The following is a 15,852-nucleotide window of genomic DNA, read 5'->3' as shown; positions in this document are numbered from 1 at the left end:
AAGAATAGCATAAATTGAGTATATTCAGGTTTTATGATGGAATCAAAAAATGTCAAGTTATCCTTTAATCGGGTTGAAGGTGACTTAGAAATAAAGGTAGAATTAGACGGAAACAAAGTTTCTAAAGCACAATGTGTAGGAACTATGTACAGAGGCTTTGAACAGATAATGCAGGGGAGGGCAGCCTGGGATGGATTGGTGATCACTCCTCGAATCTGTGGAATATGCGGAACTGCTCATTTATATGCAGCGGTAACCGCCATTGAAGTAGCTCAGAAAGCCAAGATAGCTCCAAATGGAACGAATATTCGAAATATCTGTTTAATTACAGAAGAAATTCAGAGTGATACCCGCCATACATTTTTAATGTTCTTTCCTGATATTTGTAATGAACTGTATGCGAAGGAAAAATATTACTCTCTTCTCATGGACAATTTTGAGCCTTTCAAAGGAAAGATTTATAAAGAAGCCATTGAAAATACCAAGAAAATTCTTCAAATAGTAGCAATATTTGGAGGACAATGGCCCCATTCTTCCTATATGGTTCCGGGAGGAGTTACCATTCCAGGTATCTCAAGACATGTGTCTCAAAGTATTCCTATTGTTGATAACTATATAAAATGGTATGAATCTTCTATATTAGGTTCTTCCTTTGAACGATGGATGCAGATAAAGACTCTTGAAGACCTTGGAGTATGGTTTGATGAATCTAATGAACACAGAAAAAGTGCAGTAGGACTTTTTACAAAGTTCGGAAGGTCAATTGGTTTACAAAAATTGGGTATAGGAAACTGTGATCTCTTAAGCTATGGTTCATACTTTCAACCGGAACTCTGGCAACCTCCTTTTACTGAAGCGCATTGTTACAGGCAAAGAGGAATATTTTCCCGTAAAGAAAATAAGGTAATTCCTTTTAAAGAAGAAAATATTTCGGAACATGTAAAATATTCCTGGTTTAAAGAATATTCCGGAGGAAAGCATCCTTTTGAAGGTGAGACCATACCGTATTACAATGCTGATACTCCAAAATATTCCTGGTGTAAGGCACCGAGATACCTTGATGAACCTATGGAGGTCGGGCCTCTGGCTCAATTAGTAATAGCCGGTGATCCTTTAATGAATGATATATATGCAAAAGAAGGTTCCAATGTTTGGTCAAGACAGTTTGCACGTCTTCATAGGCTGGTACTTTCTTTGACTTTATTGAAGAAGTTTTTAAATGATTTATTAAAGAATCGTTATGAACCCAATATATTACAAAACCCTGAAATACTTGATGGTGAAGGTATAGGTCTCATTGAAGCGGCAAGAGGAGCTTTAGGGCACTGGGTAAAATTTCAAAATGGTAAAATTTCAAGTTACCAGATTATTTCCCCTACAACCTGGAATTCTTCTCCTCGGGATTCTAATGAAAAGCCGGGTCACTGGGAAGCCACCTTGCTTGGAACGGAGGTTCGTAATATTGAAAATCCTGTAGAATTGGGATTGATTGTTCGTTCTCATGATGCTTGCCTTGTTTGTTCGGTTCATGTTTTGAATACTTCGAGGAAATATATATTCCAGACATGAATCGAAACTATCATATAATTTGCTATGGAAACTACTACATGGGAGACGATGGATTTGGAATCCATGTGTATAAAAAGCTTCAAACGGTAGACTTGCCTGAAAGGGTGCAATTTTTTGATGCCGGTTTAAGCGGATTGAAAAGTTTAGAACTTTTTGAAAATTGTGATAAGGTAATTCTAATAGATGCAATTGAAAACGGAGGAGAGGAAGGAGAAATCTTTCGTCTGAACTTTGAAGAGATTTCGAATATTCTAGAAAATAGAACAGATTTTTCTTCTCACAATCTCGGACTCTGGGAGGTTTTAATGGTTTTAAAAACGAGTAATATTGTATCTCCCCTGCCTGAAATTGTTTTATTTGGTGTAGAGGTAAAGAAAATACATACATTTCATACAGACCTATCCGTAAACCTACAAAATTCTATTCATCAAGTTATGCAAAGGATCCAGGATGAGATCAAGGAACTGGCAGATGCAAAAGTATGAACTATTTGGTGTGAAACCGATTCGTTTTAATAAAGAAACTCGGTGGCAGGCGAAAGCCAAATTTCCGGGCTATCCTCGTGGTAGAAGTATTGCTATTTTTAATATAAATGATAATCTCTGTGCCATACCTTCTTTATGTCCTCATGAAGGAGCAAATTTTTTAGAAGGTATTTTGTTAGATGCAGAAACAATTGAATGTCCGGCGCATCAGAACCGCTATAATCTTTTTACCGAATTAAATGCTTATCGGGTAGAAATGGAGGGAGAAAAAATGTATCTATACATTGATGATACTCCTTACATGCCTTCCCAGGTTTCATCTAAATCAACAGAAGATACCACAGAAGAAACAAAAAGCGAAGAATCTGCATTTTCCGAGGATCTACCTTCTACACGAGATGCCTATGAAAAAAAAATGCGATCTTTGAAACTGGAAATCGAAGAACTACGAAGTGTAAAAGCTGCCCAGGAAATGCAGGTAGTAGATGGATATAATAAAATTGAAAGTATGTTACAGGAATTGGAGGAGCAAAAAGGACAATTAGAGATTCAAAATGTGATTATTCAAAAAACAAGTGAATTTATTAACCGTGTCATGGATACGATGGAAGAAATTCTTATCGTGATCGGAACAGATGGAAAAGTTCGACAGGTCAATAAGAAAATAACCATTCTTTTAGGCTTTAAGAATGAAGAAATCCTGGGTGAAAATCCTGATAAATTTTTTAGTGAGGCTAATTTGGTGGAATTACGGGAAAAATATATTCCTGCGGCTAAAGAGGTTCCTTCAATTATTTATTATATAATTTCGAATAATGCCCAGTTAGACCTGATTGCAAATCTTGTGAATAAAAAACAGGAATCTATTGTACACCTGATACGGGGTTCCTTACTGTATAATCAGCATGGAAAGAAAGATGGAATGGTATTAGTATGTACGAATATTGAAGAATTACAAAGAGTGCAGACACAGCTAATAAAAACCCTGGAGAAAGTGGATAACCTGCGAAAAGAATCTGAGCATTTATTATTGAATATTCTTCCTAAGGATGTAGCACAGGAATTAAAGACCAAGGGCAATGTAAAGCCTGTAAGTTATGAGTATGTAACTGTTTTATTTACTGATTTTAAAGGTTTTACGAATGTGGCTGAAAAGCTAAACCCGGAAGAACTTATTATGGAATTAGATACCTGTTTCACTTCCTTTGATAAGATTATTGAGAATTATTCCATAGAAAAACTTAAAACTATCGGGGATGCCTATATGTGTGCCGGTGGAATTCCTTTACGGAATCGTTCAAATCCTTTTGATGTTGTTTTGGCTGCCTTACAGGTACGGGAGTTCATGGAAGCCTTAAAAGAGGAAAGAATCAAGCAAAACCAAACTTACTTTGAGTTACGTATCGGGATTCATACGGGAGCTTTGGTGGCGGGTGTCGTAGGGAAAAATAAATTTGCTTATGATATCTGGGGAGACACAGTTAATATGGCCTCCCGTATGGAGTCTTCCGGTACTCCCGGCAAGGTGAATATTTCTATAGTTACTTACGGGATTATAAAAGATTTTTTTGACTGTGAAGCCCGTGGAATGGTATACGCAAAACGTAAGGGAGATGTCGAGATGTTTTTTGTAAACCGCATCAAACCCGAATATAGTCTGGATGAGAAGGGAATTTTTCCGAACCAAAAATTTTTAGACTATATAGCAAAATTAAGATAAACCTTAAACTGTATGGAAGCAAACTGCAATTACAAAGTTACTATCAAAGGAGTAGTGCAGGGCATCGGAATGCGACCTTTTCTATACAGATTAGCTTCTTCTTACAATTTTCGAGGTAGGGTATATAATCATAACAGTGGTGTAAGTATTGAAATAGAAGGAAATGATTTGAATCAGATTCAATCCTTCATGCAGGATTTACAGGAAAACTCTCCGGTTCACTCAAAAATATATCATATAGAGTTAGAAAAAATTCCTTTTTTAGAATATAAGGATTTCAGTATGGACTATTATTCCGGTGGTTCTAAGACCTTGTCGCTTTCTCCGGATCTATCTTTTTGTGAGGCCTGTAGAAAAGAGACACTTGATCCAAAAAGCAGGCGTTCTCAATACCCTTTTACTACCTGTGCCGAATGCGGGCCGAGGTATAGTATCATGAGATCTATACCTTATGAGAGGGAAAATACTTCAATGAATGAATTTCCTTTGTGTGAATCCTGCAAGAGAGAGTTTACCGATATAAATGACAGAAGATTTCATGCAGTAACAATTTCCTGTAAAGAATGCGGACCGACGCTTTCTTATTATTCCAATCAAAGTAAGGAATATTTTTATAAAGATTCACGTAATTATTCAGAGATTATTACCGGCCTTGCAAATGATATTTGGAAAGGAAAGATTATTGCGATTCAATCTATAGGTGGTTTTCATTTTATTTGTCTTGCGAATTCAGATATAGTAATTCGTAACTTGCGAGAAAAAAAGAAAAGAAATAGTAAGCCTTTTGCCATAATGTTTAAGGATATTTGCATGTTAGAAGAATATGCAGAAATCTCTGCCTTTGATAGAGCTTTACTTCAGTCACCTATGGCGCCTATTGTACTTCTTAAAGCAAAAAAAAAGAGTAAATTACTGAGTTCTTATGTGAATAGGAACTCTCCTTATATCGGTGCTATTCTTCCCTCTGCGCCTTTACATCTATTAATTATGGAAAAAGTAAATACTCCCATAATATTCACAAGTGCAAATGTTGCAAATGAAGGTATTCTCTATCGAGTAGATGAGGCTTTGACAAATTCAATTTCTGATACAGTTCTTTTTCATAATAGAGAGATTATGTTTAGTTGTGAGGATTCGGTTATATTACCATTTCGGGAAAAGAGCTTTTTTATTCGAAAAAGTAGAGGTTATGTTCCGGCTCTTCACTCAGTTTCAAATAAAAGATCTTCGGAATATTTCTGTACGGGAGCGGATTTGAATAATTCCATTTCTGTGCTGAGTCAGGAATTTTTGCTTGAAGGAATGTATAACGGAAATGTTCAAAATCCTCAAATATATAAAGATTATCTAAGACAGACTGAATTTCTATCTTCTTTTTTGAATACTGAATATACCCTGGTTCATGACTTGCATCCCTCCTATAATACAAGTGAATGGGCTTCTGAGAAGAATCATCAAAAATTAGGAGTTCAACATCATCATGCTCATATCGCGGCCTGTCTCGGAGAGCATAGTTCTTTTGAAACGGTTATCGGAATCGCTCTTGATGGAACAGGGTATGGATACGAGGGGGAGATAGCCGGTTTCGAGTTTCTTATCGCAAACAGAAAAGAAGCCAGGAATGTCTTTCATTTATCGGAGCTTCCTCTCGTAGGAGGAGAAGCGGCAATTCATGAACCCTGGAGGATAGCAGTTGCCTGTTTACAGGCCTGTTCTTATACAATTGAAGATATTTTATCCTTACCTTTCAGTAAGCAAATTAAAGAAGAGGGGATTCGAATGTTATATTCCCTGGCAGAGAGTTCTATACGAACTGTATATACTTCAGGCTGCGGTCGTTTATTTGACGCGGTATCTGCCTTATGCTCTGTTTGTACTGTTTCGGAATACGATGCCCATGCGGCGATAGATTTTGAGAATTGTATATATGGTAATTTAGATAACGAAAATGTAGCCTTAGACTTCGAGACTGAGCCTTTTTATACTTTTACCGTAAATAAAGAAAATAGACTTATAGATTGGAAGCCTTTATTGATTAAAATAGTAGAAGACATAAAGAAAAATGTACCGGTGCAAAAAATCAGTCGGAATTTTCATTTAGCCCTGATAAAAGCTATTGTCGAAGTAGTGGAATTCTTAAGTGTGGAAACAGGGATTCGAACGATTGCTTTGGGAGGTGGAGTTTTTATGAATCGATTTATACTTTCCAATTTAGTAGATGATTTAGAAGCAAAAAATTACAAAGTATTATATCCATCTAATATTCCGGTGAATGATTCAGGTATTGCTTTTGGTCAGGCAATCATAGCTTTGGAAAGAGAGCAGGAGACAGTATGTGTTTAGCCGTTCCGATGAAAATTAGTTTTATTGATGGGAATCGGGGGATAGCCGAGATATGGAACGTTAGTCGCGAAGTTGATTTAAGTTTAATAAACTCGGTTCGATTGGGAGATTATGTTTTGGTTCATGCGGGATTTGCAATTTCTAAATTAGATGAAGAGGAAGCGAGAAAAACATTATCTTATTTCGAGAGCATAACTGAAGGCATCGATCAGGTGTATTGATTTTTATGGATATGTTACAGGAATTTCGAAAATCGGAATATTCAAAAGCACTGATAAACCAGATTCATAAACAGCAAACAGAAGAGAAATTTACCATTATGGAAGTATGCGGAGGGCATACGGCTGCTATTCTAAAGTATGGGATTAAAGATTTACTACCCGAATCGATTGAGTTAATTTCAGGTCCGGGTTGTCCTGTTTGTGTAACTACTTCTGATTTTATAGATAAGGGAATAGAACTTTCTCATATAGAGGAAGTGATTGTAAGTTCTTATGGTGATGTTTTACGTGTGCCGGGTTCAAAGAGTAACCTCCTTAAGGAGAAAAATGCGGGTAGAGACATACGAATTTGTTATTCTACTCTGGATGCAGTGGAAATTGCAAAACAAAACCCGGATAAGACAATCGTATTTCTGGCTCTGGGTTTTGAAACAACGACTCCTATGACTGCAATTGCATTAAAAAGGGCCAGAGAAAGCAGGCTTACAAATTTCTTTATCTTAAGCGGTCATAAGACTATGCCTGAGCCGATGAAGATTATAGCCTCTGATCCGGAGTCCCGTATTGAAGCTTTTTTATTACCGGGGCATGTAACTACAATTACAGGAACCGGTATTTATAAGAACCTTTCTCGGGATTACCATAAGTTTTGCTCTGTAAGTGGTTTTGAACCTGTAGATATTTTACATGCCATACTGAGTCTATTGGAACAGAGAAAGAAGCAGGATTATTCTATTCAAAATAAATATTCACGAGCTGTATCGGAGGAAGGAAATTTAAAAGCCCGGGAACTGATTAAGGAAGTATTTGAGGAAGTCGATGTGGCCTGGAAGGGTTTCGGGCTTATTCCTAAAAGCGGTATGGGTTTAAGAAGGGAATGGAAGCAATACGATATATTAGAAAAATATAAATTATCTAATACTGTAGCCGGAGAAAATCCGGCCTGCATCTGTGGAGATATTCTGAAAGGCAAAGAAAATCCAACTGCCTGTAGATTATTTGCTAAAGCCTGTACCCCGGAACATCCAAAAGGTGCCTGTATGGTAAGTGATGAGGGAACCTGTGCCAGTTATTACCGCTATCAAAGTGTAGAATCATGAAAAAAACGATTAACCTCAGTCATGGAAATGGAGGAAGAGCCTCAAAAGAATTATTGGATACTATTATACTTCCCTGTTTCGCTAAAGAAAAAGAATTTGCATTTTCCGGAGATAGTGGAATATTCGAATTTTCAAATTTATCTCTTGCTTTTACTACCGATAGCTTTGTTGTTTCTCCGAGATTTTTCCCCGGAGGAGACATTGGAAAGTTATCTGTTTGTGGAACTCTTAACGATTTGGCTGTAGTAGGGGCTAAACCTCAGGTTTTAAGTTGTGCTTTTATCATTGAAGAAGGATTTTCCATAGACGAGTTACAACTTATCCTAAATTCCATTGAAAAAGAAGCGAGTGCAAATGGAGTTCGAATTATAACGGGTGATACAAAAGTAGTGAATAGGGGAGAAGCAGATGGAATTTATATAAATACTTCCGGTATTGGTTTTCGAAATTCGAATCTACATTTGTCTCCACAGAATTTCCGGAATGGAGATCGAGTCCTTGTTTCAGGAACTCTTGCCGAGCATGGATTTGCAATTTTTACTGCCAGAAATTCTCTGAATATACAGGCAAACATTTTAAGTGATTGTAAATCTATTCTTAGCATGACAGAGCTATTATTTGAAAATACTCCGGGAATCCGTTTAATGCGGGATCCGACCCGTGGAGGATTAGCAACTGTATTAAACGAGTTTGTATATGGAACCAAATTTTCCATAGAGCTTGAGGAAGATAAAATACCACTGAAACCTGAGGTGAGAGGATTGGCCGAGATGCTCGGAATGGATCCTTTATACATGGCGAATGAGGGAAATTTTGTTGCGATTGTGAGTGAAGAGGATGCAAAGAAAGCTCTGGACTTATTACATTCGCATCCATTAGGAGAAAATGCGGCTGATATTGGAAGAATAACGAATACGTATCCCGGTAAAGTTATTCTTCATACAAGTATGGGTGGAAAGCGTATGCTAAATATGCTAATTCAAGATTTATTACCGAGGATTTGTTGATGCATGAAATGGGAATAGCCGAAGAAATATTAGAGATTGTGAATCAACAGGCTAAAGAGGGAAATATTGTCGCTGATATTACAACTGTATATTTTAAGGCAAGTTTTTTAAATTCGATTTATCCGGATTCTTTAAAATTTTATTATGATGCAATCAAGGAACGTTATCCTTCCTTGAATAAATCTAATTTAGAAATAGAAATATTACCCCTCAGACATACATGTCCCAAATGTCGGGAAGTAAAAGAATTATTTGAATTATTTTATGAATGTGAAAAATGTCAGATGCCCTCAGAGATAGAAATAGATACCACTATGACCGTGGATAGTTTTACATATAATTGAGAACGATTAAGAGGAGAGTTTGTTATGGAAATACAGGTAGTGCAACACGTTTTAGAGAAAAATAAAAAGCTCGCTGATGAAGTAAGAAAGATACTTAATAGAGACAAACAATATATGGTTAACTTCATGAGTTCGCCTGGAGCCGGAAAAACTCTGGTTCTGGAAAAACTTATACCTTATCTGCTTGCGAAAGGAATATCTGTTGGAGTGATTGAGGGAGATGTGGCTACCTTAAATGATTCGAAAAGGCTTCAACCACTTCAGATTCCCATTGTTCAAATTAATACTGAGCAAACGGGGGGATTGTGTCATCTGGGTTCAAATACCGTACTTGCGGCCATGGAAGAACTAAATAATTCTTCTTTACAATTAATTCTGGTAGAGAATGTTGGAAATCTTGTTTGTCCCGGTGAATCAGATATTGGTTCGGATTTAAATATTGTTATTACAAGTCCTACTGAGGGTGAAGATAAACCTTTAAAATATCCGAGAATTTTTCTAAAATCCGATCTGGTGCTTATAAATAAAGTTGACATAGCTGAAATAATAGGTTCTAATCTATCCTTATTGAAAGAGAATATATACAGGGTTAAACCCGGACAAAATGTTCTTGAAATTTCAGCCAAAACGGGTATAGGAATCGAAGAGCTTGCAGTAAGAATCATAAAACTAATGGGGGAAAAAATTTATGGATGATAATCAGAATGAAATCATGAAGAAAGATAAATATGAATTTCTTATCGAAAATTATAAAAAAATTGCTCATAACCATAAACGGATGATTTCTTATAATAAGGAACTTAAGCAGAAAGATAAGCAAATAGTAAAAGTTCTGAATCATTTATACCAGGTAATTTCTTCCTTTACTCCCCATAATGAATATTATGAAAATATGAAACACTATGTCTGGGAGAGTTTGGACGAACTCAATCGATTGTTTCATGAAAAGGCGAGTAATCATTATTTGAAACCACCGGAAGAAACTTACAGGGCAAATCCATTTACCATATCAGAAGAAAAGCTAGAAAACCTGAGCATGACAGTGGAACTACTGAATAAGCAGATGCATTCTTTACAGAGTAATCATCAATTTTTAATGGAGGCCATTCATTTACGGGATAAGGAAATTAGTTATTTAAGAGATTCTCTGGATAGAGCATTGCATACTCGTTATCTTTCAATAAACGATAACCCGGAGAATAAAGAAAAAGCAGAACGAGCAAAATATAAATCTTCAGATGATAATGAAGAAAAACTTCGAGAACTTTCCGCAGTGCTTCATGAGAAAAAAAAAGAAGAGAATATATTAAAAGAAAAGTTAGATGATTTGAATAAAGAATTAGCAAACAGCTTAGAGCAGGAAAAACATGCTAATCATAAAATCGATTCTTTAAAGAAAGAGTTATTAGATAAGGAGGAAGAAGAGGGTAAGTTAAAGCAAAAAATTGAAAGTTTAAACCGGGACTTAGAATCCAGAATTCGTATAGAAACACTGGAAAATTCAAAGTTAGAGGAATCAAATTCTATGATTCAATCATTAAAGCAAGAAATTGATATTTTGAATAAAGAATTGCAGGAAGCAAAAAAGAAGGAAGAATTAAATAATATAGAAAAACAGGACAGGTTTCAAAATCCAACAGATTATATAAAAGAATTGGAAATCGAAAAAGGAATCTTTATTTAGGAATTAAGTTTTCCATTATTTAGAGATGGAAAATAGTTTCCTAATATAGCTTTTAAATCTGTGACTTTGACAGGTTTAGGAATGAAATCATCAAAGCCTATGTTTAAATACTTATCCCTATCTTCGTTTGAGCTATTAGCAGTAAAGGCAATAATAGGAACGGCATTTTTCTTGCATTGTTTGTAATAGGACTGCATTTCTCTCAATGTACGAATTCCATCTAAAACCGGCATCTGAATATCTAAAATAATTAAAGAAAAGTCATCAGTTATAAATTTGTCTAAGGCTTTTCTTCCATCATCTACCATTTCTACCTGAAATCCCATTTCTTCCAATAAACTTTGAATTACGAGCTGATTAAACTCATTATCTTCAGCAACCAAAACTTTGTGTATTTCATGAGAAGAAATATTTAGATGTGAGTATGATTCTTGTGTGTTTTTAGCTATATCAACATATTCAGAATTTTCTGAGTTTACCGGTTCTATCGGAATCAAAACTTCAAAAATTGCTCCTCCTCCTTCCTGATTTCCGGGTATAATTGTTCCTCCTAATAAATCTAATAAACCTTTTACTATTGATAATCCGAGTCCGGTTCCACCATATTCTCTTCTGATAGACATGTCTCCCTGCGTAAAGGTTTCGAAAAGAGTATCTATCTTAGAACCAAGTCCAATTCCGGTGTCACTAATTTTAAAGTGAAGATAAGTTGTTTCTTCCTTGTTTAAAATATCTGTCTCAAGAGAGATGTAGCCATATTTTGTGAATTTCAAAGAATTGTTTAGTAAATTAATGAGTATCTGTTGTATGAAATTGGGTGAGGAATAAACTTCTGAGGAAATTGATGGCTTAAAAACATTTCTTAATTCCAACTCTTTTTCTTGAGCTTTACTCGAGAAAAGATTTACAATTTCTTTGATTATGCACTCTAAATTAAATTGCTTCTTTTCTATTATGATTCTATTCGTTGTAATATTAGAAATAAATAATACATTGTTTACAATATTCAGTAACTGTTCGCTGGCTGCATGAAAATTGTTGATATAAAAATTCTGTTTTTCTGTTAGGGGAGAGGATTCTTTTAAAAGATGTGCAAAACCAATAATCGCGTTAAGTGGGGTTTTGAGCTCATGGTTCATGTTTGTAACAAAATTCTCCTTTGTTTCTAATAAGGAGTTTAGCTCTTTATTCAATTTTACCTGTTCTTGCAATAATTTTTTGTGTGAGCTTAAGTCATGAATGGTACAGGTAAATTCAGTAGGTGAAGAATCCTGGATTTTACTCAGTTTGATTTCTATAGGAATAATTAATTCTTTGCACTGTAATTGAATTTCTTTTGAAGTGAAGCTTGTAATATCAGGCAAATTTCCAATGAGCTCGTAAATAGTCTTAGGTTTGTTTGGAGAAGTTTTTGAGATGTTAAAAAGATCGTTAAAAGCACGATTCGAATAGATAAGGCTCCCATCTTTTTTTAATATAGCAATAGAATCGGGTAGGTTTTCCAGGATAGATTCAAGGTATGTTTTTTTTAAGTAGGAAAATTTGATGTGGTCGGCGATCATATTAATTCCGGCACTTATTACATCTAAATCACTATCCTTCTCGCTGACATATAGCTTCTTTGGTTCTTTCATGGATACAATATCCATTAAGGATTGGATAATCTGGTTAATTCTGGATTTGGAATTTAACATGCTTGCTTTAATAACCAATCAATTGCTTTTGTTTCGTTTGAGAAAAGTCGAAACGGAATGATTGGTTTATTTATTTTTAAGTAAAAGTTGCTGATTAGATTTCCAATTCGAGTATTGGAACAAATAGCTACTGCAATCACTTTTTTGTTTATTTCTTCATCACTTGAATAGTAAGTACGAGCTTCGGCTGTTTGGCTTTTTAGACCTGATAAATCTACAAGTAATAGAAGCTTTCTATCCGGAACCAGCTTAAAAGTGGCTTCCATATTTTCGATAGCATCTTGTAGGGTTTGTTCAGCACCTGACCTGGTAATACTTTTCACAATTCCGTTTTCTAGAATATGAATGTAGGCAGTTCTTGTTTCTACGGATTGCAGTGACATTTAATTTATCCTAATTATAATAATGATTTAAGTATTTTAGAAGTTTCAAGTAAAAAAAACGAATGTAAGCAGGGACTCTTATTTATTATTTTCTACTTGACAGTAAGGATTAATTCAATAAATTATTGAGTTATGACGGATAAAAAGAGTGAGAGGCTTACGATATACTTTGGAGACGGTGCCAACAAAACTGGAGAAGCTTTTGAAAGTTTGAATATCAGTTCAGAAAAAGCTAGTAGCTCAACAAATTCACTTTCTGTAAGTATTTCAGAAGGGAATAGTGCTGTATTTCATAATACAGTCATGAATCCGGATAAATCACTTTTGATATCCGGAAAAGCAGTATTCATTCTTTTTAGTTTGATGGTATCTTCTTTTCTGTTACTGCTATTTGTACTGCCAGTTCTAAAAAGGTTAAAACTCTAAGCGAGTTTTAACCTTTCCATAGGATCGATAATGTGTGTAATTTGTATACCGTAGTAATCATCCAGAACAATTAGTTTACCGTGCCCGATGAGCTTTCCATTTACCAGAATATCCAGCTCTTCTCCAACATTCTTGTCTAATTCTACGATAGCCCCTTCAGTAAGTTGTAAAACGTCTTTAATGTAACGAAGTGTTCTTCCTAACTCTACAGTCAAGGACATTGTTACATCCATAAGGAGGTTTAAGTTGGAATTTGTTCCTCCCACTCCGCTTCTACCACCTCCACCTGTTGCAGGTTTGGATGGAGCCGGAGTAGGGCCAAGAGCTGCCATAATTGCATCTGAAGAAGGGCCACCGCCACCTCCCCCCCCTCCTAAAAGAGAATCTAGCTCAGCCAGATCGGATGAAGTCGTACCACCTTCACCTGCTCCTGCGAGAAGAGATGCAAAGGGATCATCTCCAGCTCCGGAAGAATCGTCGGATTGGGCTGCATTTAGTAACTCATCGATTTCATTTTGGGAAAGTGAACCTTCTGCCATTCTAATAAACTCCGGGAAACTTTATAGGATAAGCCTCTAATAAAAACTTGAAAACGTCAAGTGCTTAATTTATATAAACATCGACAGTTTTTTTTAAAAGGAAAGTAAAAATCACTTGGAAACTGATAAAAGCGGGATCGATTATTTAAGTCTTCAGGAACTTTTGTTTCGGGAGTTAAAAACCAAAAGAAATGAAGGAAATGAAATTCCACAAGTTACTCTGGAAAAAGGAGAAACAAGGGTACAATTTACCATTCCCTCACTTAATAATGAAAATCTTCTGGGCTGTATACAATTGATAAAATCACATATCGAAAATCTACGGATTCATACATTTGAACCCGGTTTTTATAGCTTTCAGGCACTAAACGAGAATATTTTCGAGACAAAAGGACTCATGGAGAACGTCCGATTTCGATTTATAAGTTCGAGAGGGCAGGCTAAAGTTGAAGTTTCCAAGAAAGGTGATTTTAAAAAGCAGGAAGTGTATGCCCTTCTTGCACTTTATACCTTTTTTTATCGGGATAAAAATGAAAACAAAGCAGACCCGGTAGAAATACTATCAAAATTGGGAGTCACTGTATTTGAACCCTCAAAAGTAAAGTCAGCCGGAGAAAGGTATGGTTTTGAATTAATAGGAGGGTACGAAGAGGTGAAACGGGAAATAAAGGAGTCTATTATTCTTCCACTTGAAAGCCCGGAGACTTACGATGAAGTGTCTCGTTTAACCAGGAAATATCCCGGAAGAAATAGGCCACGGGCTATTCTATTTGAAGGAGAACCCGGAGTGGGAAAGACCACAATGGCAAAAATCGTCTCATATTTGAGTGATATTCCCCTGATCTATGTTCCTATTGAATCTATCATGAGTAAATATTACGGTGAAAGTGCCCAGAATTTAGCCTATGTTTTCGATGCAGCAGCCCTTTTCCCTTCCAGTCTTATCTTTTTGGATGAAATTGATTCGCTTGCAGGTTCCCGGGAGGATGGAATGATAGAAGCAACCAGGAAGATATTATCGGTTCTTCTGCGAAAATTAGATGGATTTGAACAAAAAGGGAAAACGATTACAATAGGAGCTACGAATCGAAAGCAGGATCTGGATCATGCTCTCTTATCCAGATTTGACAAAACTATTTACTTTCCACTACCAAATGAAGAGGAAATCATATCTATTTTGGAGAATTACTCCATCCACCTATCACACGAGGATAGAAAAGGGATAGCTTCCGGTTTGATGGGAATGTCAGGTAGAAATATCAAAGATTTCTGTGATCATATTGAAAGAAAATGGGCTTCTGAAATCATTGAGAAGAAGCTGGATTTAAGTCCACCTCCATTTTCCGTTTATTTTGAAACTATAAATATTTTAAAGAGAAGAAATTAAAAAAATAACATAAGATCTTACCTTTTTTTTCCGTATTAAAAAAGTAGATAATGCTTTACAGCATTTTTGACCGTGAAATATTATCAAAAAAATAACGCTATTGGAACCAAGGATGAAGGATTTTATGAGATTACTACTTACTTTGCTTGTGATGATTTCCAGTGTAAGCCTCTTTGCAGAAGATGCTACGGTGAAAAATGAAGGAACGGGACAAGTTTCACCTAACAATTTGCAAAAAGCACAATCAATTGAAAAGACAGAAGAAAAGCTGGATGAAATCATTGCTGAGATGAACAAAAGGCTTCAAAACCACACAAAGCTTTTTCGTATGAAAGTAACCAACCAACCTTATAAAACATTTGTTTATAAAGGTAAAGCAAATGGTGAAAACTGTGAAAAGGCAGAAAACCAGGAAGATCCTGCAAACAATTGTTTGAAGCTGGAAGTTTTTGACTTTGTAGGCTCAGATGAGGGAAGAGGTTATCAAAATTTGGGTTCAAAAAACAAATATATAGTTCTATTCTATGAAGGAACTTCTTCAAATGAAGACCCCAGATTAGAAGAACCCAGAAAAGTGACTAAAGTGATTAGCCAGGTTTATCTGAACGATTTTATCCAACAGGATATAAAGATTTCAGAGGTTGCAGATGAGGAACCGGAAAACGCAAAACATGAAAAAGTTTTCATATTCTATCAACATGATGGTAACCCCCCAAAAGGAACTGTAGAAACTAAAAGTGCTATAGGCATTGGAAGATACAACCTTACTTCTGTAGAAAATACAAAAACTAACCCGATTAGAAACTCTTTCAAAAAGCGTTTCTATATCAAACATCTCGATTATTTTGATAAGCTCTTTACATACATTTTTGATGCTAATGAGCAAAATGGAAATAAGAGATACAAAGAAGCTAACGAAAATTTGAAAAACTCTTTAAAATACTAGTATC

At 35.6% G+C, this 15,852-nt stretch carries 16 protein-coding genes; 13 read left to right on the top strand and 3 right to left on the bottom strand.

Going from position 1 to position 15,852, the window contains the following annotated elements; genetic code table 11:
• Positions 1–33 precede the first annotated feature (33 nt).
• The 10 genes from H7A25_10425 to H7A25_10380 are packed head-to-tail and all read left to right on the top strand — an operon-like array spanning position 34 to position 10,473.
• A complete protein-coding gene (locus H7A25_10425) occupies positions 34–1,569 on the top strand; it encodes a nickel-dependent hydrogenase large subunit (GenBank protein ID MCP5500308.1) in 1,536 nt (511 codons plus the stop codon).
• Positions 1,566–2,054, top strand: coding sequence for a hydrogenase maturation protease (locus H7A25_10420; GenBank protein MCP5500307.1), 489 nt, complete (start codon positions 1,566–1,568; stop codon positions 2,052–2,054). The genes H7A25_10425 and H7A25_10420 overlap by 4 nt, the downstream gene beginning before the upstream one ends.
• A complete protein-coding gene (locus H7A25_10415; GenBank protein MCP5500306.1) occupies positions 2,020–3,774 on the top strand; it encodes a PAS domain S-box protein in 1,755 nt (584 codons plus the stop codon). The genes H7A25_10420 and H7A25_10415 overlap by 35 nt, the downstream gene beginning before the upstream one ends.
• Positions 3,775–3,786: 12 nt before the next feature.
• Positions 3,787–6,117 carry a carbamoyltransferase HypF gene (gene hypF, locus H7A25_10410; protein ID MCP5500305.1) on the top strand — a complete coding sequence of 777 codons (2,331 nt, stop codon included), beginning with the start codon at positions 3,787–3,789 and terminating at the stop codon, positions 6,115–6,117.
• Entirely contained in the window at positions 6,108–6,338 is a 231-nt protein-coding gene (locus tag H7A25_10405; GenBank protein ID MCP5500304.1) for a HypC/HybG/HupF family hydrogenase formation chaperone, read from the top strand. The genes hypF and H7A25_10405 overlap by 10 nt, the downstream gene beginning before the upstream one ends.
• A 5-nt stretch (positions 6,339–6,343) precedes the next feature.
• Entirely contained in the window at positions 6,344–7,438 is a 1,095-nt protein-coding gene (gene hypD / locus H7A25_10400) for a hydrogenase formation protein HypD (GenBank protein ID MCP5500303.1), read from the top strand.
• On the top strand, positions 7,435–8,445 hold the full coding sequence (hypE, locus tag H7A25_10395; protein MCP5500302.1) for a hydrogenase expression/formation protein HypE: 1,011 nt from the start codon (positions 7,435–7,437) through the stop codon (positions 8,443–8,445). Before hypD ends, hypE begins: the two co-directional genes overlap by 4 nt.
• Positions 8,445–8,789, top strand: a complete 345-nt coding sequence (locus H7A25_10390; protein ID MCP5500301.1) for a hydrogenase maturation nickel metallochaperone HypA — start codon at positions 8,445–8,447, stop codon at positions 8,787–8,789. The genes hypE and H7A25_10390 overlap by 1 nt, the downstream gene beginning before the upstream one ends.
• Before the next feature lie 24 nt (positions 8,790–8,813).
• The gene (hypB, locus tag H7A25_10385) at positions 8,814–9,485 is read left to right on the top strand and encodes a hydrogenase nickel incorporation protein HypB (GenBank protein MCP5500300.1); all 672 of its coding nucleotides are present in this window, start codon (positions 8,814–8,816) and stop codon (positions 9,483–9,485) included.
• Positions 9,478–10,473 (top strand): hypothetical protein, encoded by a 996-nt coding sequence (locus H7A25_10380; GenBank protein MCP5500299.1) that lies wholly within the window; start codon positions 9,478–9,480, stop codon positions 10,471–10,473. The genes hypB and H7A25_10380 overlap by 8 nt, the downstream gene beginning before the upstream one ends.
• Here the strand turns inward: H7A25_10380 and H7A25_10375 are convergent.
• Together H7A25_10375 and H7A25_10370 are read right to left on the bottom strand one after the other, a co-directional pair.
• Positions 10,470–12,167 (bottom strand): response regulator, encoded by a 1,698-nt coding sequence (locus tag H7A25_10375; protein MCP5500298.1) that lies wholly within the window; start codon positions 12,165–12,167, stop codon positions 10,470–10,472. The two genes, H7A25_10380 and H7A25_10375, sit on opposite strands and share 4 nt — an antisense overlap.
• On the bottom strand, positions 12,161–12,550 hold the full coding sequence (locus H7A25_10370; protein ID MCP5500297.1) for a hypothetical protein: 390 nt from the start codon (positions 12,548–12,550) through the stop codon (positions 12,161–12,163). The genes H7A25_10375 and H7A25_10370 overlap by 7 nt, the downstream gene beginning before the upstream one ends.
• A 132-nt stretch (positions 12,551–12,682) precedes the next feature.
• On the opposite strand from H7A25_10370, the gene H7A25_10365 reads away from it, so the two are divergent.
• A complete protein-coding gene (locus H7A25_10365) occupies positions 12,683–12,976 on the top strand; it encodes a hypothetical protein (protein MCP5500296.1) in 294 nt (97 codons plus the stop codon).
• Here H7A25_10365 and fliN read toward each other — a convergent pair.
• Positions 12,973–13,515 (bottom strand): flagellar motor switch protein FliN, encoded by a 543-nt coding sequence (gene fliN, locus H7A25_10360; protein MCP5500295.1) that lies wholly within the window; start codon positions 13,513–13,515, stop codon positions 12,973–12,975. The two genes, H7A25_10365 and fliN, sit on opposite strands and share 4 nt — an antisense overlap.
• A 115-nt stretch (positions 13,516–13,630) precedes the next feature.
• On the opposite strand from fliN, the gene H7A25_10355 reads away from it, so the two are divergent.
• Together H7A25_10355 and H7A25_10350 are read left to right on the top strand one after the other, a co-directional pair.
• Positions 13,631–14,902, top strand: coding sequence for an ATP-binding protein (locus H7A25_10355; GenBank protein ID MCP5500294.1), 1,272 nt, complete (start codon positions 13,631–13,633; stop codon positions 14,900–14,902).
• Between the two features lie 124 nt (positions 14,903–15,026).
• Entirely contained in the window at positions 15,027–15,848 is an 822-nt protein-coding gene (locus H7A25_10350) for a hypothetical protein (protein ID MCP5500293.1), read from the top strand.
• Positions 15,849–15,852 lie beyond the last annotated feature (4 nt).

The sequence above is a fragment of the Leptospiraceae bacterium genome, from assembly GCA_024233835.1.
Lineage (GTDB): Bacteria > Spirochaetota > Leptospiria > Leptospirales > Leptospiraceae > JACKPC01.
This window is presented reverse-complemented; position numbering and strand designations above follow the sequence as displayed.

Coding starts and splice junctions, on each gene's coding strand:
- H7A25_10425 (MCP5500308.1), top strand. CDS start 34: ATGATGGAATCAAAAAATGTCAAGTTATCCTTTAATCGGGTTGAAGGT.
- H7A25_10420 (MCP5500307.1), top strand. CDS start 1,566: ATGAATCGAAACTATCATATAATTTGCTATGGAAACTACTACATGGGA.
- H7A25_10415 (MCP5500306.1), top strand. CDS start 2,020: ATGAGATCAAGGAACTGGCAGATGCAAAAGTATGAACTATTTGGTGTG.
- hypF (MCP5500305.1), top strand. CDS start 3,787: ATGGAAGCAAACTGCAATTACAAAGTTACTATCAAAGGAGTAGTGCAG.
- H7A25_10405 (MCP5500304.1), top strand. CDS start 6,108: ATGTGTTTAGCCGTTCCGATGAAAATTAGTTTTATTGATGGGAATCGG.
- hypD (MCP5500303.1), top strand. CDS start 6,344: ATGGATATGTTACAGGAATTTCGAAAATCGGAATATTCAAAAGCACTG.
- hypE (MCP5500302.1), top strand. CDS start 7,435: ATGAAAAAAACGATTAACCTCAGTCATGGAAATGGAGGAAGAGCCTCA.
- H7A25_10390 (MCP5500301.1), top strand. CDS start 8,445: ATGCATGAAATGGGAATAGCCGAAGAAATATTAGAGATTGTGAATCAA.
- hypB (MCP5500300.1), top strand. CDS start 8,814: ATGGAAATACAGGTAGTGCAACACGTTTTAGAGAAAAATAAAAAGCTC.
- H7A25_10380 (MCP5500299.1), top strand. CDS start 9,478: ATGGATGATAATCAGAATGAAATCATGAAGAAAGATAAATATGAATTT.
- H7A25_10375 (MCP5500298.1), bottom strand. CDS start 12,167: ATGTTAAATTCCAAATCCAGAATTAACCAGATTATCCAATCCTTAATG.
- H7A25_10370 (MCP5500297.1), bottom strand. CDS start 12,550: ATGTCACTGCAATCCGTAGAAACAAGAACTGCCTACATTCATATTCTA.
- H7A25_10365 (MCP5500296.1), top strand. CDS start 12,683: ATGACGGATAAAAAGAGTGAGAGGCTTACGATATACTTTGGAGACGGT.
- fliN (MCP5500295.1), bottom strand. CDS start 13,515: ATGGCAGAAGGTTCACTTTCCCAAAATGAAATCGATGAGTTACTAAAT.
- H7A25_10350 (MCP5500293.1), top strand. CDS start 15,027: ATGAGATTACTACTTACTTTGCTTGTGATGATTTCCAGTGTAAGCCTC.